Origin of the sequence: Amycolatopsis alba DSM 44262, from assembly GCF_000384215.1 — a bacterium.
In the GTDB taxonomy this organism is placed as follows: Bacteria; Actinomycetota; Actinomycetes; order Mycobacteriales; family Pseudonocardiaceae; genus Amycolatopsis; species Amycolatopsis alba.
The window spans coordinates 3426689-3448219 of record NZ_KB913032.1 but is presented as its reverse complement, the minus strand read 5'-3'; the positions used below and the strand labels follow the sequence as shown (position 1 = coordinate 3448219).

Below are 21531 nucleotides of genomic sequence, written 5' to 3'. Positions count from 1 at the left end.
GGGAAGACATCGGCGGGGGCTGGTGTTGGCTCGGAGCATGGGAATCGAACTCGGCAGGATCGGCATCTGGCAGCACGAAAGCGTGTTCACCCCGGAACTCGCGCGTGAGCTGGAGGAACTCGGCTACGGTGCCATCTGGCTCGGCGGCTCACCGGACGGCGACCTCGCGAAGGCGGAGGAACTGCTCGACGCGACGAAGACGATCAAGGTCGCCACCGGCATCGTCAACATCTGGAAGGACGACGCGGCGACGGTCGCCGAGTCGTACAAACGCGTCGAGGCGAAGCACCCTGGCCGCTTCCTGCTCGGCATCGGCGCCGGGCACCGCGAGCACACCGCGGAGTTCAAGAAGCCGTACACCGCGCTGGTGGAGTACCTCGACGCGCTCGACGAGGCCGGAGTGCCCGTCGAAGGCCGCGCGCTCGCCGCTCTCGGCCCGAAGGTGATCAAACTCGCAGGAGACCGCACAGCGGGAGCCCACCCGTACCTGATGACGCCCGAGCACACGCGCCAGGCGCGCGAGATCCTCGGCGACGGACCGCTGCTCGCGCCCGAACAGAAGGTCGTCCTCGAGGCCGACCCGGTGAAGGCCCGCGAGATCGGACGGCGCGGTGCCGGGTTCTACCTCAGCCTCGTCAACTACACGAACTCCCTGCGGAAACTCGGTTTCACCGACGAGGACCTGACAGGCCAGGGCAGTGACAAGCTGATCGACGCGCTGGCCGTGCACGGCGACGCCGAGACGGTCGCCCGCGGGGTCACCGCGCACCTCGAAGCCGGGGCGGACCACGTGAACATCCAGGTACTGAACCAGGACCCCCTGCCGGTCTACCGCGCGCTCGCCGCCGTCCTGCTCTGACGCGACGGCTGTAGGCACCTCCCGGCCGACCTCGTACGATTCGGCCGAGAGGTGCACCAGCCTGCTTCGAGGAGGAGTAAACGATGCCCATCGCCACCCCCGAGGTCTACGCGGAGATGCTCGACCGGGCGAAGGCGAACGAATTCGCCTACCCGGCCATCAACGTGACCTCGTCGGAGACCCTGAACGCCGCCATCCGCGGGTTCGCCGAGGCGGAGAGCGACGGGATCATCCAGTTCTCCACCGGCGGCGCCGAGTTCGCGTCCGGCCAGAAGGTCAAGGACATGGTGACCGGTTCGGTCGCGCTCGCCGAGTTCGCCCAGGTCGTCGCCGCCAAATACGACGTCAACGTCGCGCTGCACACCGACCACTGCCCCAAGGACAAGCTCGACGGCTTCGTCCGCCCGCTGATCGAGATCTCCGCGGAGCGGGTCAAGAACGGTCAGCACCCGCTGTTCCAGAGCCACATGTGGGACGGCTCCGCGATCGACCTCGACGAGAACCTCGAGATCGCGCAGGAGCTGCTCGCCAAGGCCGCGGCCGCGAACATCATCCTCGAGGTCGAGATCGGCGTCGTCGGTGGCGAGGAAGACGGCGTCGAGGCCGAGATCAACGAGAAGCTGTACACCGCCGAGGGCGACTTCCTGAAGACGATCGACGCACTCGGTTCCGGCGAGAACGGCCGCTACCTGCTGGCCGCGACCTTCGGCAACGTGCACGGCGTCTACAAGCCCGGCAACGTGAAGCTGCGCCCGGACGTGCTCAAGGGCGGCCAGGAGGCGGCGTCGAAGAAGCTTGGCCTCGCACCCGGTTCGAAGCCGTTCGAGCTGGTCTTCCACGGCGGTTCGGGCTCGCTGCCCGAGGAGATCCGCGAGGCGGTGTCCTACGGCGTCGTGAAGATGAACGTCGACACGGACACGCAGTACGCCTTCACGCGGCCGATCGCGGACCACTTCTTCAAGAACTACGACGGCGTCCTGAAGATCGACGGCGAGGTCGGCAACAAGAAGGTCTACGACCCGCGTAGCTACCTGAAGGCCGCCGAAGCGGGCATGGCCGCGCGCATCGTCGAGGCCGCTCAGTCGCTGGGTTCGGCGGGCAACAAGCTCTCCTGACCAGGGAACGCACCAAGTACGTGAAGGCCCCCTTCCTTGCGCCTGACGCAAGGAAGGGGGCCTTCACGTAGGTGGAACGTGGTCCCGGTCGGCAGTTTCAAGATCAGCAAAATGTCGGTTACTTGTGCTGTGGAATGTCGGTTCATCCGTTCGTGAAATGTCGGCTAGCGGTACTGTGAGATGTACACGACCCTGGCATTTCGAGGAGATATGGCCGAATCGGACCGGTACGGGCCTGTTACGCCGTCGCGGAGGAGTATCTGGCGAACTTCCGCGTCGTGATCCTCAACGGTCCTCGCCAGGCAGGCAAGACGACCATGCTCAGGCATCTGCACCGGCGCCACGGCGGGACCTCCTTCAACCTGGATGACGAGCAGCTTCTGCAGGCGGCCATCGAGGATCCCGTCGGGTTCGCCGGTACCGGTCCGGAGCCCAGGCTCATCGACGAGGTGCAACGGGCAGGGGATCCGCTGATCAGGGCGATCAAGGCGGAAGTCGACGCGGAAAGCGGGCCAGGACGCTACGTCCTGGCCGGGTCCACCCGGTTTCTGGCGACGCCCAGTCTTTCGGAGTCCTTGGCCGGCCGGGGCGTCGTCGTCGATGTTTGGCCGTTCTCGCAAGGGGAGTTCGAGGGGCGGTTCGAGCGGTTCATCGATGTCGCTTTCGACGAACCCGGCCGTTTGCTCGGCCTCGGTCCCGCGAACGTCGATCGCGCGGACTACTTCGCGCGTATCTGCCGTGGCGGTTTTCCCGAACCCGCGCTTCTCGGCAGCTTGCGTGCGCGCAAAGCCTGGTTCCGTGCCTACGTGCAGGCCATCGCGGAGCGCGACATCCGGGAGATGTCCAGGGTCAACGAACCCAGCGCCATGACGGCTTTGCTGGCCTACCTGGCCTCCATCACAGCGCAAGAGCACAACAGCGTGAACACCTCGACCAGGACAGGCCTTCATCGCACCACGGTGAACAAGTACGTTGAACTGCTCGAAGCGGTGTTCCTGGTCCACCGGCTCCCGGCGTGGTCACGAAACCTGACGTCCCGTGCGGTGAAACACGCCAAGCTCCACGTCACCGACACCGGACTGGCCGCTTCCTTGCTGGGCGTGTCCCCCGAATCCCTGGCGAAGCCCGTGGCGCCGACCCGTGGCCCCCTTGTCGAGACCTTCATCGTCAACGAACTCGCCAAGCAAGCCACGTGGAGCGAAGCAGAGGTCCGGCTGCACCACTGGCGAGTGAGCGGAGGCGCGGAGGTCGACGTGGTCCTGGAACGGGACGACGGGCAGGTCGTCGGCGTCGAATCGAAGGCGCGAGACACGGTGACCGCGGCGGACTTCCGCGGGCTCGCCCAGTTAAGGGACCTTCTCGGCGATCAGTTCACGCAGGGAATCGTCTTGCATACAGGAAAGCAGGGCGCCGTCAGCTTCGGTGATCGGCTGACGGCGCTCCCGCTCGCTTCGTTGTGGCAGGCCGGGCACGATCCGGCCTGAGCCTCAGGCGGCCGGCAGTTCCGTACGCCCCCGGCGCTTCTCCAGCAGCGAGTTCACCGCCCGCGTCCCCGGCCCGGCGGCGGCCCACAGCGCGCCGACTCCGACCAGGCAGACCGCGGCCGTCCAGTAGGCCACCGGCGGCGCCGATTCCGTATGCGCGTCGCCGAGGATCCACGGCCGGAACTGCGACTGCACCCACAGCATCCCGTAGCCGAACGACGTCACCAGCAGCGTGCCGGCGCCCGCCGTCAGCAGCGGATGATCCCGGCCGATCCGGAACGCCAGGTCGACGGCGAGACCGACGGCGAGCAGGTAGAACGGCACGACCGAGATCGGGAAGCCCATCCCGAGCAGCAGCGGCCACATCACCAGCCGGTAGCCGAGGTAGACGGCGGCGACCGTCGTGCCCGCCCAGCGGAAGCCGGTCGTCTGCCGCGCCAGCGCGAAGATCAGCGCCATCACGCCGATGCCCCACAGCGGGTAGACCCAGTCGGCGATCGGCATCGTGAAGTACTCGACGGCCACCCGGTCGACCGGATGCCCGATCTGGTTGGCGGCGAAGTTCAGCAGCTCGGGTTCGGCCTCCGGCGTGCCGCGTTCCCAGGCGCGCAGGCCGAGGATGCCGTACTCCTGCTGACCGTTCGGGAAGAACGTGTTCTCCAGGAAGAACGCCCACAGTCCGATCAGGACGCCGGTGCGCAGCCTGCCGGGCTTGGCGTACTTCAGCCAGCCCATGATCACGCCCGCCTGCATGATGCCCGTTCCGATGTAGAGCATCATGTGCGACGGGCTCCACGCGGTCAGGTCGAGACCGTTGACGCGGTGGTTGATGACGTCCAGCGGCGCCGCGATGAGGAACACCACGAGCCCGAGCTGCATCAGCCGCAGCGAACGCCTGTCGGCGCCGAGCCCGGTGTAAGAGTGGATCGCCACCAGCACCATGATGATCACCGTGCCGACGGTGTTGATCAAATGCGGCGGGGCGAGGTCGTCGCGCAGCCACATGAAATGCCACGACATGTCCCAGGACGAGCCCACCAGTTTGAAGGCGAACGCCGCCAGCCACATCGAGTAGCAGAACTTCAGCACCCAGTCCGGCGTCGCCTGTCCCGGCGCCCCGCGGTGCCAATGGAGCTTGAAGAACAGCCTCGTCTTCGCGATCGGGCTGCGGGGGATGACACCCGGCGAAAGGTCCCCGGTCACTTCTGTCGCCTTTGTCATGCGGGACATCTTCCCTGCTCCAGATCACGAGCGGGGCATTTGGGGTCGAAAATCGGGGTTCACCCGTAGGGGTGGTGGATTTGCGGTCGGCGTGCGAAGCAGGGCAAGGTGTGCCGCCATGATGCCGAAACGTCTTGTCGCTGCGGTACTCGTCGCCGCTCTGGTGCTGGCCGGTGGGGGCATTCTCGGGAGCCTGTTCTTCTGATCACACGGCACGGGGAGAATGGCCGTATGACGAACCTCCTCGGCCCCCAGCCGACGCATCTTCCCGAGCACACCGCCGCGCAGGCGGCGCTGGACGCCGGGACCGACCCGGCCGCCGTCGCCGCCGAGCACCCCGACTACAGCGAGGCGTGGGCCGCCCTCGCCGAGAAGGCGCTCGACGCGGGTGAGACCGTCGCCGCGTACGCGTACGCCCGCACCGGCTACCACCGCGGCCTCGACCAGCTCCGCCGCGCGGGCTGGAAGGGACACGGCCCGGTGCCGTGGGCGCACCGCCCGAACCAGGGGTTCCTGCGTGCCCTCGCTGTCCTCGGCAAGGCCGCCGGCAAGATCGGCGAGACCGAGGAGTACGACCGCTGCCGGACCTTCCTGAGCGACTCGGATCCCGCCGCCGCGGAAGCCACCGGCCTCAAGTGACCTCGTGAGTGGTAAGGACGGTTCTGGCCGTCCTTGCCACTCATGACCCCAAGGCGAGACTGGCTGTCTCACGTGACTGCCCGGACGACACGCGTGATTGAACGGACGACTCGCGAGTCGTCCCGCCGGACACACGTGTCGTCCATCCCGTCACGCGTGTCGTCCTGCTGGACACACGACACCGCCATCCGCGCACCACGGCAGGTACCTAAGACGCCCTTGGTCCTAGCCGTCCTGACCGCTCACGACCGCCGAGAGACTGCGCGGCCCGGACACAGGCCGCGTGTCGCGAAAGCCACTTTCGGGACGTCTGATGTCCCGAAAGTGGCTTTCGCGACACGATCACCGGGTAGCGACCAGGGCACACAGGTCACAGGGCAGGCGCCTCAGGCGTGACTCGCGTGATCCGACTCTGATCACGCATGACCGCCCACCTCACCCGAACACGACACCGCCACCCGCGCACCACAAGTAGGTACCTGAACCCCCTTGGCTCTCACCGGCCTGACCACTTACGAGACCCGCGATCCCCTGGGATCTGGTGCGATCTGGCGGGGAGGTCGCGTTGCGAAAGCCACTTTCGCAACGTTGAAGGTTGCGAAAGTGGCTTTCGCAACACGACCAGCGGGGCGCGTGCTACGACCCCTAGAACAGACCGCAGTTCCCCACGGCGGGCAGCCCCGCGAAGCGCCCCTCAAGCCAGGCGAAAGCCTCCGGGAAAGCCCGAACGGCCCCGCCTACGTGCGTAGGAACCAGCGAAGTCGAGAACTGCACCTTCGCGCCCTTCGCGCACCACGAGCGCGCCATCGTCCGTCCCTGCTCGTAGGGCACGATGTCGTCGAGTGCACTGTGGACGACCAGCGTCGGTGCGCCCGGCTTCCGTGCCCCGATGAGCTGCTCGCCGACTCGCGTCTTGTACGGCTCCTCGGCGAGGTACGCGGTCAGTGGCCTGCCGTCCTTCGTCAGGTTCTTCGACTGGGTGAACGCGTGCGCGAAGATCGCGTCCACAGTGCACTCCTGCTTGACCTTCTCGAACGCTTCGACGCCCTTCGCGTTCAGTACCGCCGGGATGTTCAGCTCCGGGTACGCGGCGTCCATGCTCACCAGCGTGAAGCCGAGGAACCCGAAGGCGTAGTGCCCGTCGATGTTCTTGCCAACCTCGGACAGGTCGGCCGGGACGGCGCCCGCGTACGAGCCTTTCAGCTTGAGTTCGGGCGCGTACGACGGTTGCAGTTCGGCCGCCGCCGCCGAAGCCCCGCCGCCCTGCGAGTAGCCCGCTGTCGCGACAGGACCGTTGTCCGGCAGGTTCGCTTCGGACAGACGCTGCGCCGCGCGGATCGAGTCGAGGACGGCGTTGCCTTCCGCCGCGCGGTTGACGTACGTGTGGACGCCGGGGGTGCCGAGGCCTTCGTAGTCGGTGACGACGACGCCGTAGCCGCGAAGCAGCAGCCCGGCGATGAAGGGCCCTTCGTACTCCATACCCGCCGAGAGCGCCTTCGACGGCGCGCACTGGTCGCCGACGCCTTGTGTCCCGGCCGCGTAGCCGATGACCGGCCGTTCGCCCGCGCCGGTCCACGCCTTCTTCGGGGTGAGGACGGTGCCGGTCACGGCATTCGCTTTGCCGTGGGTGTCGGTGCTGCGGTACATGATCCGCTGGACGTCCGCGTCGGCCTTGATGAGTTTCACGGGATCGACGTAGAACGTGGACGGTTCGTGCCGGATGATGTCGCCGGGAGCACCCGCGGGCAGTGGCGACGGGGGATCGTAGAAGGACGGGGCGGCGAAGGCCTGCTGTGCCCCGAAGGTCAGCAGGGCCGCGATGGCGACCGCTGAGACGGCGGCGGCCATCCCGCGCCGGGATCCTGGACGCATGCTTGCTCCTCGTTGAGCAGAAACATTTTCGACAGGGGTGTCGAAAAAGAGAGTCAGTGAGGTGGCGCACGATGTCAAGTCCGGCGCCGAGAGGGAGGCCCCGCAAGCTCCCGATCGGCGAGCAGCGCGCGCGGGTGCTGGCTTCGGCGGCCGGCGTCTTCGCGGTGCACGGCGCGCAGGCCGCGACGATCGAGCAGATCGCCCGGCGCGCGGGAGTGTCCCGCCAGGCCGTCTACGAGCAGTTCGGCGACCGCGCGACGCTGTTCACCCAGGTCGTGGCGGATATCGAGGAGCGGGCCTTCGAGGCGATCGGCGCGCCCGCCCTCGACCTTTCGCAGCCCGAACTCCGGTCGTGGGCGCGCGCCAACTACGCCAACATGTTCGCCTTCGTCGCGGCGAATCCCGACGCGTTCCCCGTGTTGCGCGAGGCGGAACGCCTGGGCGATCCGGCCGTCACCCGGCTTCGGGCACGGCTGGCGGGGGTCTACACCGAGGCGAGCAGGCAGCGCTGGGCCCGCCACGGCGTCGACTCAGGCCGCGCGGACAAGGCTCTGGTCACGCTGTTCTTCGCGATGACAGAGGCACTCGTCCAGGCGAGCTGGGACGGTGAGCCGCCCGACGCGGACGCGCTCATCGACCTGCTCACCGAATTCACCGTCGGCGGCGTGGTCCGGCTTCGGACCGCGGCCGCCGATGTCATGGAGAGGCTGCGCTAGGCCGCGACGGCCTCCAGTGATTTTCCGGCTTCTTCGGTGACCGCCGCCAGGTCCGGTGAAGACACGACCCGGTTGCGGCCGTTGCGCTTGGCCGCGTAGACGGAAGCGTCGGCCGAGGCCATCACGTCGTCGATCGTCCGGCCGTCGAGCGGGAAGGTCGCGACGCCGACCGACGCCGTCCGCCCCTCGATGACCACGGAGTTGCCCTCGTTGTCCTGGGTCTTGATGACCATTTCGCTGATCCGCTGCCGGATCCGCTCGGCGACCGCGACAGACTCCTGCTTCGACGACGAGGTCAGGAGCACGACGAACTCTTCACCGCCGAAGCGGCCGGCGAGGTCCTGCGCCCGCGTTTCGGCCTTGACGAGCGCCGCGACGCCCTTGAGCACGTCGTCGCCCGCCAGGTGGCCGTAGGTGTCGTTGATGCTCTTGAAGTGGTCGAGGTCGATCATCAGCACGCCGAACTGGCCGTGCTCGCGCTCGGCGCGGGCGATCTCGCGGACGGCGCCCTGCTGCCAGGTCGTGGCGTTGAGCAGCTGGGTCTTCTGGTCGGTCGTCGCGAGCTCTTCCAGCTGCTTGATCAGCACCGAACGCTGGAGCAGGTAGAGCGGCAGGAAGACGAGCAGCACGAGCACCGGCTGATGCGGCACCACGGTGAGCACGAGCGCGCCGATGCAGACCGTGGAGGCTTCGAGGATGTTGTCGTCCCAAGAGCCGAGGAGCGTTTGGACAGTCGCCTGCTTGGGCGCCGCGAAGTACAGGCCGGTGCCGGTGAAGACGGCGTTCATCAGGAAGAAGGCGAGGCTCGCGGCGCAGATCGACGTCACCGACGCCAGGTCGGCGCCGACGGCCTGCACGGCCGCCCACGCGGCGAACGCGGTCAGCGTCATCGATGTGGCGTTCGCCACAGTCCTATGGGGATTGACCGTGCGAAGTCCCGCCCAGCTGCGGTATCCGAGGTGCAGGTAGATCACTGTCACGAGAAGCGCGGTCAGCTGCGGCGGAAGCAGAATCGCACCCGGCAGCACCCAGACCGAGGTCATGTTGATGTGCGGGGTGACGCTCATGCTGCGGCGCTGCCGCTCGATCCGGCGGGTCGCCTCGGTGTGCGCGATGGCGAGCCCGGCGAGCAGGAAACAAAGCAGGACCTGCGAAGACGTGATGGCGATGGATGCTGCGAAGACCCCCGTCAGTGCCAGCATCGTCGCCACGGACAGCCCGGTGTAGGCGATCCAGTTCTTGGGCCTCTTCCACAGCTCCCACGTCGCTACCGTGAGAGCCGAACGATGTCCAGCGCGTTCCTCCGATGTGATCATCTTTCCCCCTGACTCTTGCGTCATTCTCCGAAACCCCCTACTTACGGACAGCTTCTACCGACTTGCGGGCTGTCGACAAGCTCCCTAGGTGTGTACTTTTCTCTGAGAGGTCGAGGGAAAGGTGCCAGCGATGGCCGGTAGGGATCAGTGAACTGGGGCGCGCGCCGTCAGGCCGCGCTGTCGGGCCGGCGCGTGGAACACCTCAATGTTCTGCGCGTGCGGCGTCTTTTTCCTGCCATCGTTCCGGGTCACCGCTGAGAGTCCGCCACCAGCTCAACGCCAGCGGGATGGTCAGCAGCAAGCCCGCAAGCCCGAAGACGCCGACCGTCGACTGCGGGCCCACCTGATCGGCCAGGATGCCGCCGATCAGCGGACTCACGCCCATCGTCGTGGTCAGCCCGGTGTTCGACAGGCCCATGACCTGCGCCCGGCTCTCGTCCGGCACGGCCAGCGTCAGTGACGCCGTCGCCTGCATCAGCGCCACCGTGCCGAAACCGCCGCAGACCACGAACAACACGATCGACGACAGCGGACCGGGCTGCAGGAAGCAGAACAGCAGCGGGATCGCGGTCAGCGCGGAAAGCGGCCCGATCAGTTTCGGTCTGACGTGTGCCGGTACCCAGCGCGAGTAGATGAACGCGCCGATCACGCTGCCGATCGGGTCGGCGGCCAGCAGCAGGCCGATGACTTCGGGGCCGCCGCCCGAGGAGGCGACGTAGGGCGCCGCGATGCCCTCGTACACCGGCAACAGGCCCATCAGCCAGGTGAACAGCAGCAGCGAGCGCAGGCCGGAGCTGGCGAAGACGATCTTCCCGCCCGAGCCGATCGAAGCGAAGAACGACTTGCGTTTCTCGCCTGCCGCCGCGGCCGGGCGCGAAGCCAGGCCGAACCGGACGAACAGGGCCGAGATCAGGAAGGTGACCGCGTCCAGCGCCAGCGCGATATGGGGTTCGAGCGCGGTCAGCAGGAACCCGCCGCCGGCGAATCCGGCCAGCTGTGCCGATTGGACGGTCATGCTGCGGATCGCCATGCCGACGACGAACCGGTCGCCTTCGAGGATCTGCGGCAGCAGGGCCAGCTGGGCGGCCTTGAACGGCGGATTCAGCAGCGAGACGGCGCCGACGAGGACGCACAGCACCCAGAACGGCAGTACCGGGACCGCGACCAGCGCGATCAGCGCGGCCCGCAGCAGGTCCACGACCACCATCACGGTGCGCCGGGGGAAGCGGTCCGCGAAACCGGTGAGGAAGATGCCGCCGAGCAGAGACGGGGCGTAGGTCAGCGCGTAGGTGAGCCCGGTCAGGGTCGCGGAGCGGGTTTCGGTGAAGACGAGGACCGAGAGGGCGACCCTGGCGAGCTGGTCGCCGAAGATCGAGAACAGCTCGGCGAACCAGAGCGAACGGAACTCGGCTACGCCGAACACTTCTCGGTAAGTGACCCGTCCGGCCGAAGCCATGTTGCCCCCAATAGGGTCCTTATTACGCGACAAACTCGTGACCGAGAGTAACGCGGTCACGAGCTCGTCACGAAGCGTCATTCGTTCACGTAAGTGTCTCCTGACTGTTGGTGATTGGCTAGGTTCTTTCGCCGGGTTTCTGGAGTCGGAGATCTTTTTCGCGAAAGGGCCGCCGCCCGTTGCGATGTACCGCTGATCGGAATCTGTATGCGGACCTGCGACTTTCTGCTGTTTCGGATGTTTCGCCGGTAAAGGCCGCATGCGGCTCACGCGGCGCGGTCGGGACTCCCGCTTCGGGGCTGGTGGCCACGCGAGCCTTCGCCGCTCGTGCGCGGAGCGTGTCCGAAGCTTGCTTTGACTCCGCTGAGCGAGCGTCGCGGCGCTCGCGCGATACGCCGAATGGATGACCGGTGGAGTGAGCGGCTCAGCCGTCGACGGCGAGCACTTCCCTGGCCGAAGAGGCCTTCGCAGCGTCGCGTTTGGCGACCTCTTCGCGCACGATCGGGATGACGTACCGGCCGAAGTCGATCGTGTCGCCGAGCATGTCGTACCCGCGCGCCGAGAGGATGTCGACGCCGAGGTCGTAGTAGTCGAGTAGGGCCTGCGCGACGGTTTCGGGCGTGCCGACCAGCGCGGTGGAGTTCCCGGCGCCGCCGGTCGCGGCCGCGGTCGGGGTCCACAGTGCCCGGTCGAACCGCTCGCCCTCGGCGGCGACCGCGAGGAGCCGCTGCGAGCCGGTGTTCTCCGGGCTCGTGAGCGAATGCCGCCTGGTCAGCTGCCTGCCCCCGCTCGTCCGGGACTTGATGGTGTCGACCGTGCGATGCGCCTTCTCCCAGGCGAGTTCTTCGGTCGGCGCGATGATCGGGCGGAAAGCGACCTGGATTCGCGGGACGTCGGTCCGGCCCGCCGCCTTCGCCGCGGCCTTGACGGCCTCGATCTGCTCGGCCGTCTGCGCGAGGGGCTCGCCCCACAGGCAGAAGATGTCCGCTTCGGCCCCGCCGGCCGCGTACGCCGCTGGAGACGAGCCTCCGAAGGAGACGCCAGGGCGGGGTTGCTGCACCGGACGGACATCAAGGACGAAGTCTGCGAAACGGTAGTGCTCGCCTTCGTGGTCGAAGGGCTCCTCGGACGTCCACGCCTGCTTCACGATCTGGATGTACTCGCGCGTACGTGAGTAGCGCTCGTCCTTCGTGAGGTAGTCGCCTTCACGCTGCTGCTCGTGGTCGCTGCCTCCGGTGATGAAGTGGACCGTGAGCTTTCCGTCGGAGAGCTGGTCCAGCGTGGCGAACGTCTTCGCCGCGTAGGTCGGATACGAGACGTTCGGCCGATGCGCCAACAGGATCTGGAGCTTGTCGAGCTTCGCCGCGACGAAAGCGGCCGCCTGCGCCGGGTCCGGACCGCTGGAACCGTACGCGAACAGCACCCGGTCCCAGCCGAATTCTTCGTGCGCCCGCGCGAGGCGCAGCGTGTAGTCCTTGTCGAAGGCGCCACCCGATCGCGGATGGGTCTCCGAACCGTCGTTGGTGCCTCCGATACCCAGGAATTCGACCGGCATCGTCCGTCCCTCTCGTCCGTGTCCCCCTTCCACGACGAGTACGCGCAGGTTCCTCGGCGTGGCAACGAGTTCCGCTCCTTGAGAACCCGCACGCTCCCCGGAATCCCGGCGTAGCTTCGGCTTCGTGAGTACCGCAGACCTTCCCTACGTGCTCGCGGTGGTCGGCGCGGGGCCGCGTGGGGTGGGCGTGCTCGAGCGGCTCGGCGCCAACGCCGCCGAGCTGCTTCGCGGGCGGCGGCTGGTCGTGCATCTGGTCGATCCGTTTCCGGCGGGCCCCGGACGGGTCTGGCGGTACGAGCAGTCGCCGCTGCTGCGGATGAACTCCATGCCCGAGGACGTCACGGTCTTCACCGACGACACCGTGCTGATCGACGGCCCGATCCGGCCGGGACCGTCGTTGATCGAGTGGGCGCGGCAGGTCCGCGAGGGCGAGCTCGGCGCCGAGGTCGACGACAGCCTGCGCGCCGAACTCGAGGCGCTGCAAAGCGATCACTTCCCGACGCGACGGTTGCAGAGCGCGTACCTCGTCTGGTTCCACCGCAAGGTGCTCGCCGAACTCCCCGCCGGGATCGAGGTCGTCGAGCACCGGACCCGCGCGGTGCGGCTCGAAGACGGTGAGCGGCAGTCTCTCTGGCTGGAGGACCGCGCGGAACCACTCGAAGCGGACGCGGTCCTGTTCACCGTCGGGCATCTCGACGCCGAACCCGACGACCGCGAGACAGAGCTAGCGCGCTTCGCCGCCCGTCACGACCTCGCCTATTACCCCGCCGGCTACACCGCCGACGTCGACTATTCGGCGATCGCGCCCGGTGAAACCGTGCTGGTGCGCGGATTCGGCCTCGCGTTCGTCGATCTGATGCTGCTGCTGACCGAAGGCCGCGGCGGCCGTTTCGAAGAACAGGCGTGCGGCGGGCTGAAGTATCACCCGAGCGGCGCCGAGCCCTTGCTGCACATCGGTTCGCGTCGCGGGGTGCCGTATCACGCGAAGATCGGCTACCGCCTGAGCGGGAAACCGTTGCAGCTGCCCAGGTTCTTCGACGCCTACGCCATCGAGAAGCTCTGCGCCGTGCCAGGGCGGATCGACTTCCGCCGCGACGTCTGGCCGCTGATCGCGAAGGAACTCGCCTGGGCTTACTACAGCGAGCTGTTCACCGCCCACCCCGAACGGGTGCGGATGGACTACGCCGTCTTCGCCGACGCCTTCGCGGACACCCCGCCCGGCGAACTCGACGCACTCGTGGCGCGGGCGGTCCCGGCGCCGGACGACCGGCTCGACCTCGACCGGCTCGACCGGCCGATGGCGGGCGCCGAGTTCGGCACCGCCGAGGAGTACGGCAAGGAACTGCGCGAGTACGTCGAGGCGGACTTGAACCGTCGCGCGGACGGCGAGTACAGCGCGGATCTGGGCGCGTTCATGGCACTGTTGTCCGTGATGGGCCAGCTTCCCGCGCTGGTGCAGACCGGACGGCTCGACGCGGCGTCTCAACTGTCCGATCTGGACGGCTGGTTTCTCGGCTTCTTCTCGTACTTCGCCAGCGGGCCGCCGCCGCGACGGCTGGAGGAACTGCTCGCGCTCCAGGAGGCCGGTCTCGTTTCCTTCCTGGGCGCCGAAATGCGGGTGTCGGCCGATGAAGAACGCCGGTCGTTCGTCGCTTCCGGGGCGAGTTTCCCCGGTGAGACCGAGGCGCGGACCCTCGTCGAGGCCCGGTTGCCCGAGCCGAGTATCGCCAGGGCGTCTGACGTCCTTTTGCGACAGTTGCGCGACAGTGGCGCGCTGGGCGAGGAGGCCGTGCTCGACACCGTCACCGGCGACAGGCTGCTCGCGGGCCGCATCCACACCCGCGTCTCCGACGGCCGGATGCTCGACGGCGAAGGCCGTCCCCATCCGCGCCGGTTCGCCCTCGGCCCGCACACTTCCGCGCGGTCCGCCGGGGCGTTCACCCGGCCGCGGACCAACGCGATTTCCTTCAGGCAGAACGACATCGTGGCGCGCGAGATCTTGAAGCTCGTGAGCGGCGAGGACGGTTAGAACCAGCCTTGCCACTCACGCGGATTCAGACCGCGGCGAACTCCGCCAGCCTCCGGACGACCTCGGACGGCGCGGGCATGGCGGCGATCTCGTGCCGCGCCCTGGCGGCGACCTCGCGCACGCGCGGGTCTTCGAGCAGGAGCGCCGCCGTTTCCTCGACGGCGTCCGCGGTGACCCGATCCCCGAGCAGCGCCCGCCCGGCGACGGCCGTTTCCAGCATCGCTGCGTTGACGAACTGGTCCGCGCCCTGCGGCAGCACCAGTTGCGGCAAACCGGCCGAAAGCGCGCCGAGCACGGTCCCGGTTCCGCCGTGGTGCACCACGAGGTCGGCGCGCGGAAGAAGCTCGGACTGTGGCACGAAACCGGTGATGTGGACGTTCGGCGGCACCTCGCCGAGTTCGGCGGGGTCGCCGGGGCCGCGTGCGACCAGGACGTCCACCGGCAGCCGGGAAAGCCCGTCGATCGCCGCGCGCAGCGGGCCGGTGGCGCCGAAGACGACGGTGCCCAGCGTCAGGTAGACGAGCGGCCGGTCGCGTCCGTCGAGCCACGACGGCAGCGTGCCCGGTTCGTTCCACGGCACCGGCCGGAGCCGGAAGACCGTCGGTAGCCCGGTCAGTTCCGGGTCGCGGAAGCTGTCCGGCCACACGTCGATCCCGGCGTCGCCCAGCATCAGGTTGGCGGGCGGGTTCCCGTCCCACAGCGGCGCGAGCCTGTCCGCGGCGACGGCCATCAGTTCGGCGGGCATCGAACGGCCGATCACGTGGGACACCACCGGGATCCCGGCCCGCCGGGCGGCCGTCGCCGCGCCGACGTCGCTCATTTCGTAGACGACCAGATCCGGCCGGAGCACCGGGAGCAGCGGCGTCAGATCGGCGATGGTGGCGCGCGGCAGGATTTCGGCGAACGTGGTGAGGATGACCTGCACCGGGTCGCCGCCACCGGCTTCGTCCGCGGCCTCCTGAATCGAGGCCCCGACCTTGTGCGCGTCGAAACCGAGCGCGCGGACCTTGTCCAAGAACGTCTCGCCGGTCCCGAAGAGCACCTCGTGCCCGGCGTCGCGGGCGGCGATCGCGAGCGGCATCAACGGGTACAGGTGGCCGTACGCCGGGCGGCAGGTGAAGAGGATCCGCACTCCTCCGAAGGTACTAGCTTTCCCACACCCGAGAGGGCAGTTCTTTCCGCACGATCGGGATGACGTCGGAGGCGAAGAGCTCCAGGACGTCCCGTGCCTCCCCGGCGGTCAGCCCGTCGACGGAGACCGCCTGGACCTCGTGCCCGAAGGACGCGTGGTAGTCGCCGATCTTGTCGATCACCTGTTCCGGGCTCCCGACCAGCGCGGAACCGTTTGCGATCTTGTCCTCCAGCGAGGTGAACTCCGACTTGTTGTGCTGGTACGCGGGCGTCTTCGTCAGCGCTTCGAAATACGGCCGGTAGCCGTCCAGCGCCTCCTGCGAGGTCCTGGCGACGTACAGCCCGCCGGCGCCCGAACCGACGAGCGCGTCCGCCGGGTCGTGGCCGTATTCGGCCCACCGCCGCCGGTAGTGGTCGATCAGATCGGCGTACTTCTTCTTGGGGTGGAAGCCGTTCGCGGTGAACAGCGGGTCGCCGAACTTCGCCGCCAGCTCGGTCGACTCGGTGCTCGACGCGCTCCCGTGCCAGATCCGCGGCCGGGCGTGGAACGGGCGTGGCTGTGTCGTGATGCCGGTCAGCGGAGTGCGGAATTCACCTTCCCAGGTCACGCCTTCTTCCAGGTAGAGACGGCGCAGCAGGGCGAACTTCTCCGCCTGGTACTCCCACTGGCGGTCCTCTTCGAGGCCGAAAAGCGGGAAATGCCGGGGATCGTTGCCCTTCCCGATCATGAGTTCCAGCCGTCCGCCGGAAAGCTGGTCGAGCGTCGCGTAGTCCTCGGCGACGCGGACCGGGTCGAGCACGCTGATCACGGTCAGCGTGGTCAGCAGCCGGACGCGGTGCGTGCGTTCCGCGACCGCCGCGAGGATCACCGGCGGCGCCGACGAGAGGAACGGTTCGCCGTGCCGCTCGCCGACGCCGTACGCGTCGAAGCCCAGTTCCTCGGCGAAGATCGCTTCGTCGATGATCCGCCGCAGGCGTTCGTGCTGGGTCGGTGTCACCCCGGTCACCGGGTCGGGGTGATTGGCGACGAGGGAGAAAAGCCCGAATTTCATCGTGCCTCCAACGGTTTCCGGCCGGGGATCGCGGCGAGGAGTTCCCGTGTGTAGTCCGCGCGCGGTCGTTCCAGCACGTCCTGTGCCGGGCCGAGTTCGACCAGTTCGCCGCCGCGCAGCACGCCGACGGTGTCCGCGATCTGCCGGACCACGGCGAGGTCGTGCGAGATGAACAGATACGTCAGGCCGAGTTCGTCCTGGAGGTCGGCGAGCAGCCGCAGGATCTGCGCCTGCACCGAGACGTCCAGCGCGGACACGGGTTCGTCGGCGACGATCAGCTCCGGGCGCAGGGCGAGCGCCCGCGCGATGGCCGCCCGCTGCCGTTGCCCGCCGGACAGTTCGGCCGGTTTGCGCTTCAGCGCCGAAGAAGGCAGGGCGACCTGATCGATCAGTTCCGCCGCCCGCGCCCGGCGTTCCGCCTTCGTACCGACGCCGAACGCCCGCAGGGGCTCGGAAACGACGTCCTCGATGCTGAACTTCGGGTTCAGCGACGCGTACGGGTTCTGGTACACCAGCTGGAACCGGCGCCGCAGCCGCCGCAGTTCCTCGCCGCGCAGGGACGTGATGTCCTGGCCGTCGAACTCGACGACGCCGTCCGTCGCGGTTTCCAGGCGCAGGATCATCCGCGCGGTGGTCGACTTTCCCGAACCGGATTCGCCGACCAGCGCGAGCGTCCGCCCGCGCGCGATGTCGAAGGAAACCCCGTCGACGGCACGGACCGCGCCGAAGGTCTTGCCGAGGTCGCGGACCGAGACCAGGACGTCGGACGACGGCGGTTTCGGCTCCCGCAGCGGGCTGTCGGAAAGACTGGGCGCGGCGGCGAGCAGATCCCGCGTGTACTTCCGCGACGGCGCCGAGAGGATTTCGCCGGTGGTTCCCTCCTCGACCACCTTCCCCTCGGACAGCACCACGATCCGCGACGCCCGGTCGGACGCGACGCCGAGGTCGTGAGTGATCAAGAGGACGGCGGTGCCCGCTTCTGCGGCGAGTTCTTCGAGGTGGTCGAGGATCTGCCGTTGCACGGTGACGTCGAGCGCGCTGGTCGGTTCGTCCGCGATGATGAGTTTCGGCCGTCCGGCCAGCGCGGCGGCGATCAGCGCGCGCTGACGCAGTCCGCCGGACAGCTCGTGCGGATACTGCCGCGCCCGTGCCTCCGGATCGGCGATCCCGGCCTTGCGCAGCAGTTTCACCGCCTCCGCGCCGGCCGTGCGCTTGTCCGCGAGGCCGTGGATCAGCAGCACCTCGGCGACCTGGTCACCGATCCGGTGCACGGGGTTGAGCGACACCGTCGGATCCTGGGGGACCAGGGCGATCTCGCGGCCGCGCACCGAACGCCAGCCGCGGTCGGACAGTTTCGCCAGGTCACGGCCATCGAAGGTGATCTCGCCGCGGTCGATCCGCCCGCCCCGCGGCAGCAGCCCGATCGCCGCGTGCGCCGCCGTGCTCTTGCCGGAGCCGGACTCGCCGACCACCGCGACAATCTGTCCCTTGTGGACAGAAAGGTCGACGCCGTCCACGGCGGGTACGTTCCGGTAGGAAACCGCGAGATCACGGATGGTCAGCAGTGCGCTCATCGCTCGTCTCCTTCGATCGCCCGTGACAGCCGGTTCGCGGACAGCACCACGGCCGCGACGGTGAGTCCGGGGAAGGTCGTCATCCACCAGGCGGTGGCGAGGAAGCCGCGCCCGCCCGCCACGAGCGAGCCCCACTCCGGCGTCGGCGGGGTGGCGCCGTAGCCGAGGAAGCTCAGCGCGGAAACCTCCAGCACCGCCGTGCCGAAGGTGAGCGTCGCGAGCGCGAGCACCGGGCCGAGCGCGTTGGGCAGGACATGCCGCCCGAGCACCCCGGTCCAGCGCACGCCGCCCGCGCGAGCGGCCTCGACGAACACGCCGCTGCGGACGCGCAGGACTTCGGCGCGCATCAGCCGGGCGAACTGCGCGAGATTCGCGACACCGACCGCGATCGCGATGTTGGTCGTCCCGAAGCCGAGCGCGGTGACGAGCGCGAGCGAAAGCAGGATGGACGGGATCGCCAGCAGGACGTCGACGCAGCGCATGATCGCCGAATCGAGGGCGCCGCCCCGGAATCCGGCGAGCAGGCCGAGCGCGGAACCGGCCACGAGCGCGACGAGCACGGCGATCACGGTCGCCTGCAACGAGAGCGCGGCGCCGTGGACCACCCGCGCGAAGATGTCGCGTCCGGTTTCGTCGGTACCGAACAGATGCGCGAGCGATGGGCCCTGCATCTTTTCGGCGGGGACACCGGCGAGCGGGTCCTGACCGGTGAACAGCTCCGGGACGACCGCGGAGAGCAAGGCGAAGGCGAGGACCGCGATCGCGAGGATCAGCCCCGGCCGCCGCCGGGTGCGCACGAGAACGTCAGGCATCGGCCGTCTCCCGGTATCGGATCCGCGGGTCCAGCAGCGGGCACACGAGGTCGACGAGCAGGTTGATGACGACGAACACCAGCGCGGCGAGCACGATCACCGCCTGCACCACCGGGATGTCCTGCGCGGTGACCGCCGACGACGTCACGCGGCCGAGGCCGTCACGGGAGAACACCGTCTCGGTGATCACGGAACCGGCGATCAGGTTTCCCGCGACCACGCCCGCGATGGTCAGTGTCGGCACCGCGGCGTTGCGCAGAAGGTGTCCGAAATGGACTCTCAACCGGCTCGCCCCCTTCGCCAGCGCGATCTCCGAGTACGGCTCGGCGAGCTGAGTGCGGAGGCTCTTCGCCAGCACCTGCCCGATGATCGCGCCGGTCGGGATGGCGAGGGTGATCGCGGGCAGGATCAGCGACTCGAAGCCGTTCGAGCCCAGCGCGGGCAGCAGCCTGAGCTGGAAGGAGAAGAACTGGATGAGGACGAGCCCGACCCAGAACGGCGGCAGCGAGATCCCCAGCGGTGGCAATGCCAGCAGCGCGTTGCCCAGCCAGCGATGCCGGGTGCAGGTCCCGGCGATCGCGACCCCGCCGCCGAACAGGATCGCGAGCACCAGGGCGAATCCGGTGACCGCGAGCGTCGGCGGCAGGGCCGAGACCACCATGCCCGTGGCGTCGTCCCCGGTGGAGATCGAGCGGCCGAAGTCGCCCTGCAGCGCGGCGACCAGCCGTTTCCCGTACTGCAGCGGCAACGGGTCGTCGAGGCCGTACTCCGCCCTGGCCAAGGCCAGTTGCTCCGGCGTCACCGAAAGCCCGGCTTCGCCCCCGCCGAGTTTCGCGCTGACAGCGTCGCCCGGCAGGAGATAGAGGATCGCGAACGACACGGTGAACGCCGCCCACAGGACGAAGACCGCTTGCAGCAACCGGCGGAGCAGATACCGGGTCACGACCCGGACACCCAGGTGTCGAACAGCTGCAGCCTGGACGACGCTTCGAAACCGACGCCGTGCGCGTTCGGCCCGTGCGCCAGCACCTGGGTCAGCTCGAACACCGGCGCCGAATAGCCGTGCTCGATGATCGCGCGCTGCGCTTCGGCCGCCGCGGGCTTGCGCTTCGCCGGGTCCACAGTGGACGCCTGCGCGTCGAGCGGCGCGTCGACGGGGTTGACGGCGGGCAGCCTGCTGCGGTTGCTCGCCTTGGTGGAGAAGAGGCTCCGCAGGATGTCCGGATCCGCGCGGGTGGTGTTGTACCAGAGGTATTCGTAGTCGCCGCTCTGCGTGATCTGCACGGTCTCGGCGGTGGTCCGCTGGTCGATCCGGAGATCGAAGCCGATCTTGCGCAACTGCTGCTGCACGAGTTCGAGCACGCTCTTGTTCTGGTTGAACACCAGGGAGAAAGCGACCTTAGCGCTCAGCCTTTGACCGTTCTTCGTGCGGATTCCGTCGGGACCTGGCACCCAGCCCGCGCTCTCCAGCAGCGACGTCGCCCCGGCCGGGTCGTAGGCCAGCAACGGGGAAAGGTCGGCGTGGAACGGGGTCGCCGAGCCGAGAACGCTGGTGGCGGGCTTGTAGTTCGGCGTCAGCACGGTGTTCGTGACCTCGGGCCGGTTGATGCCCTTGACCACCGCCTGGCGGACCTTCTCGTCGGTGAGCACGCCCCTGGTGACATTGGCGTGCAGGTTGAACACGATGCCGGGATTCGGGCGGGTGGGCTCGGTGAAACCGTTGCCGGTGAACTGCGGTTCGTCGACCGGCTGGACGTCGGTGATGGCGTCGAGCTGGGCGGAAGCGAGACTTCCGGTGCGCACACCGGGTTCCGGCACGATCTTGTACGCGATCTTGTCGAGGTACGCTTCGCCCTGGTGCTTGAACAGCGACGAGCCCCAGTGGTAGCCCTTGCGTTTGGCGAGGACGATTTCCTGGTTCTGCTTCAGGCTTTCGAAGACGAACGGGCCCGAGCCGAGCAGGCCGTCACCCTGGCACCGCTGATCGGCGGCCTTCCGGTACGCGGCGGGCGCGAGGACACCGAGCGACATCGTCGAGCTGGCCTGCAGGAACTGGGCGCTGGGCACGGAAAAGTCGATCCTGACCGTCTTCGGGTCGACGACCGTCGTGCCCTTGTACACGGCCAGGTAACCGGCGCCGAGCTGGGCTTTCGGGCCGAGGGCCTTGATCCCGTCGAAGCTCGTTTTGACCGCGGCGGCGTCGACAGGGCTGCCGTCGGAGAACGTCGCCCCGTCGCGCAGGTGGAAGGTGAACGCGGTCGAATCCGCGTTGCTCTCCCATTTTTCGGCCAGCCATGGCTTGATCTCGCCGGTGGACGGGTCCTGGTCGGTCAGGGAGTCGACCAGCTGGCGGCCGACGTTGAGCGAAGCGTTGGTGCCGACCTGCTGCGGGTCGATGCAGTCCGGGCTCGACGAGATCCCCAGGCGCAGCGTGCCCCCTGGTTTGGGCGGTCCGGCGTCGGCGCCCGTCGCACCGCCCGCGGACGAGCAGGCGGTGAGGACGAGTGCCGTGAGCGCGAGTAAAGAAGTGGCGGCGGTACGGGACACCGGGTGGCCTCCAGCGAGGGGACGGGGCGCTTGTTTTGGATAGCACTGCTGCTTGCGCTGACCCGATTCACGCTAATCACGGCCTTGAGCCCCGCCCACATGCTGAGCCCGGCTCCCACCCCGCGAAACATCCCACGATTCCGCTTGACAGCC

At 68.3% G+C, this 21531-nt stretch carries 17 protein-coding genes; 6 read left to right on the top strand and 11 right to left on the bottom strand.

All coding sequences use genetic code 11. From position 1 onward, the window contains the following. The first annotated feature begins 37 nt into the window (after positions 1–37). The 3 genes from AMYAL_RS0116295 (at position 38) to AMYAL_RS0116285 (ending at position 3458) form a co-directional block, all read left to right on the top strand. Complete coding sequence (locus AMYAL_RS0116295) at positions 38–859, top strand: LLM class F420-dependent oxidoreductase (RefSeq protein WP_020632369.1); 822 nt, start codon at positions 38–40, stop codon at positions 857–859. 83 nt (positions 860–942) lie between these two features. Then, positions 943–1974: a class II fructose-bisphosphate aldolase gene (fbaA, locus tag AMYAL_RS0116290; protein WP_020632368.1), complete on the top strand. Its 1032-nt coding sequence runs from the start codon at positions 943–945 to the stop codon at positions 1972–1974. 278 nt (positions 1975–2252) lie between these two features. Next, positions 2253–3458, top strand: coding sequence for an ATP-binding protein (locus tag AMYAL_RS0116285; RefSeq protein WP_020632367.1), 1206 nt, complete (start codon positions 2253–2255; stop codon positions 3456–3458). 3 nt (positions 3459–3461) lie between these two features. Here AMYAL_RS0116285 and AMYAL_RS45940 read toward each other — a convergent pair whose 3' ends face one another. Then, positions 3462–4679: a hypothetical protein gene (locus AMYAL_RS45940; protein ID WP_039794019.1), complete on the bottom strand. Its 1218-nt coding sequence runs from the start codon at positions 4677–4679 to the stop codon at positions 3462–3464. 231 nt (positions 4680–4910) lie between these two features. On the opposite strand from AMYAL_RS45940, the gene AMYAL_RS0116275 reads away from it, so the two are divergent. Next, the gene (locus tag AMYAL_RS0116275) at positions 4911–5318 is read left to right on the top strand and encodes a DUF3151 domain-containing protein (protein WP_020632365.1); all 408 of its coding nucleotides are present in this window, start codon (positions 4911–4913) and stop codon (positions 5316–5318) included. Between the two features lie 645 nt (positions 5319–5963). On the opposite strand, the gene AMYAL_RS0116270 is transcribed toward AMYAL_RS0116275, so the two are convergent. Further along, positions 5964–7190 (bottom strand): lipase family protein, encoded by a 1227-nt coding sequence (locus AMYAL_RS0116270; RefSeq protein ID WP_026467140.1) that lies wholly within the window; start codon positions 7188–7190, stop codon positions 5964–5966. A 134-nt stretch (positions 7191–7324) separates the two neighbouring features. Between AMYAL_RS0116270 and AMYAL_RS0116265 the strand changes: the two genes are divergently transcribed. Further along, a complete protein-coding gene (locus AMYAL_RS0116265; RefSeq protein WP_020632363.1) occupies positions 7325–7906 on the top strand; it encodes a TetR/AcrR family transcriptional regulator in 582 nt (193 codons plus the stop codon). Here the strand turns inward: AMYAL_RS0116265 and AMYAL_RS0116260 are convergent. From AMYAL_RS0116260 to AMYAL_RS0116250, 3 genes are all read right to left on the bottom strand, one after another. Continuing rightward, positions 7903–9222, bottom strand: a complete 1320-nt coding sequence (locus AMYAL_RS0116260) for a sensor domain-containing diguanylate cyclase (protein ID WP_020632362.1) — start codon at positions 9220–9222, stop codon at positions 7903–7905. The genes AMYAL_RS0116265 and AMYAL_RS0116260 overlap by 4 nt on opposite strands. Before the next feature lie 202 nt (positions 9223–9424). After that, entirely contained in the window at positions 9425–10678 is a 1254-nt protein-coding gene (locus AMYAL_RS0116255) for an MFS transporter (RefSeq protein ID WP_026467139.1), read from the bottom strand. 424 nt (positions 10679–11102) lie between these two features. After that, a complete protein-coding gene (locus AMYAL_RS0116250) occupies positions 11103–12233 on the bottom strand; it encodes an LLM class flavin-dependent oxidoreductase (protein WP_020632360.1) in 1131 nt (376 codons plus the stop codon). A 124-nt stretch (positions 12234–12357) separates the two neighbouring features. On the opposite strand from AMYAL_RS0116250, the gene AMYAL_RS0116245 reads away from it, so the two are divergent. Then, the gene (locus AMYAL_RS0116245; protein WP_039794015.1) at positions 12358–14262 is read left to right on the top strand and encodes an FAD/NAD(P)-binding protein; all 1905 of its coding nucleotides are present in this window, start codon (positions 12358–12360) and stop codon (positions 14260–14262) included. A 25-nt stretch (positions 14263–14287) separates the two neighbouring features. Here AMYAL_RS0116245 and AMYAL_RS0116240 read toward each other — a convergent pair whose 3' ends face one another. Genes AMYAL_RS0116240 through AMYAL_RS0116215 form a run of 6 tightly spaced genes read right to left on the bottom strand, consistent with a single transcriptional unit; the run spans position 14288 to position 21378 of the window. Then, complete coding sequence (locus AMYAL_RS0116240) at positions 14288–15394, bottom strand: glycosyltransferase (RefSeq protein WP_020632358.1); 1107 nt, start codon at positions 15392–15394, stop codon at positions 14288–14290. A 13-nt stretch (positions 15395–15407) separates the two neighbouring features. Further along, positions 15408–16445, bottom strand: coding sequence for an LLM class flavin-dependent oxidoreductase (locus AMYAL_RS0116235; RefSeq protein WP_020632357.1), 1038 nt, complete (start codon positions 16443–16445; stop codon positions 15408–15410). After that, positions 16442–18019 (bottom strand): dipeptide ABC transporter ATP-binding protein, encoded by a 1578-nt coding sequence (locus AMYAL_RS0116230; protein WP_020632356.1) that lies wholly within the window; start codon positions 18017–18019, stop codon positions 16442–16444. The genes AMYAL_RS0116235 and AMYAL_RS0116230 overlap by 4 nt, the downstream gene beginning before the upstream one ends. Continuing rightward, complete coding sequence (locus AMYAL_RS0116225) at positions 18016–18831, bottom strand: ABC transporter permease (protein WP_020632355.1); 816 nt, start codon at positions 18829–18831, stop codon at positions 18016–18018. Before AMYAL_RS0116225 ends, AMYAL_RS0116230 begins: the two co-directional genes overlap by 4 nt. Beyond that, positions 18824–19774 carry an ABC transporter permease gene (locus AMYAL_RS0116220; RefSeq protein ID WP_020632354.1) on the bottom strand — a complete coding sequence of 317 codons (951 nt, stop codon included), beginning with the start codon at positions 19772–19774 and terminating at the stop codon, positions 18824–18826. The genes AMYAL_RS0116225 and AMYAL_RS0116220 overlap by 8 nt, the downstream gene beginning before the upstream one ends. Next, complete coding sequence (locus tag AMYAL_RS0116215) at positions 19771–21378, bottom strand: ABC transporter substrate-binding protein (protein ID WP_020632353.1); 1608 nt, start codon at positions 21376–21378, stop codon at positions 19771–19773. The genes AMYAL_RS0116220 and AMYAL_RS0116215 overlap by 4 nt, the downstream gene beginning before the upstream one ends. Positions 21379–21531: the final 153 nt, after the last annotated feature.

Bases quoted from the DNA above. Each gene is read 5' to 3' on its own strand.
- AMYAL_RS0116295 (WP_020632369.1), top strand. From the start codon at position 38: ATGGGAATCGAACTCGGCAGGATCGGCATCTGGCAGCACGAAAGCGTG.
- fbaA (WP_020632368.1), top strand. From the start codon at position 943: ATGCCCATCGCCACCCCCGAGGTCTACGCGGAGATGCTCGACCGGGCG.
- AMYAL_RS45940 (WP_039794019.1), bottom strand. From the start codon at position 4,679: ATGACAAAGGCGACAGAAGTGACCGGGGACCTTTCGCCGGGTGTCATC.
- AMYAL_RS0116275 (WP_020632365.1), top strand. From the start codon at position 4,911: ATGACGAACCTCCTCGGCCCCCAGCCGACGCATCTTCCCGAGCACACC.
- AMYAL_RS0116270 (WP_026467140.1), bottom strand. From the start codon at position 7,190: ATGCGTCCAGGATCCCGGCGCGGGATGGCCGCCGCCGTCTCAGCGGTC.
- AMYAL_RS0116260 (WP_020632362.1), bottom strand. From the start codon at position 9,222: ATGATCACATCGGAGGAACGCGCTGGACATCGTTCGGCTCTCACGGTA.
- AMYAL_RS0116255 (WP_026467139.1), bottom strand. From the start codon at position 10,678: ATGGCTTCGGCCGGACGGGTCACTTACCGAGAAGTGTTCGGCGTAGCC.
- AMYAL_RS0116250 (WP_020632360.1), bottom strand. From the start codon at position 12,233: ATGCCGGTCGAATTCCTGGGTATCGGAGGCACCAACGACGGTTCGGAG.
- AMYAL_RS0116235 (WP_020632357.1), bottom strand. From the start codon at position 16,445: ATGAAATTCGGGCTTTTCTCCCTCGTCGCCAATCACCCCGACCCGGTG.
- AMYAL_RS0116230 (WP_020632356.1), bottom strand. From the start codon at position 18,019: ATGAGCGCACTGCTGACCATCCGTGATCTCGCGGTTTCCTACCGGAAC.
- AMYAL_RS0116225 (WP_020632355.1), bottom strand. From the start codon at position 18,831: ATGCCTGACGTTCTCGTGCGCACCCGGCGGCGGCCGGGGCTGATCCTC.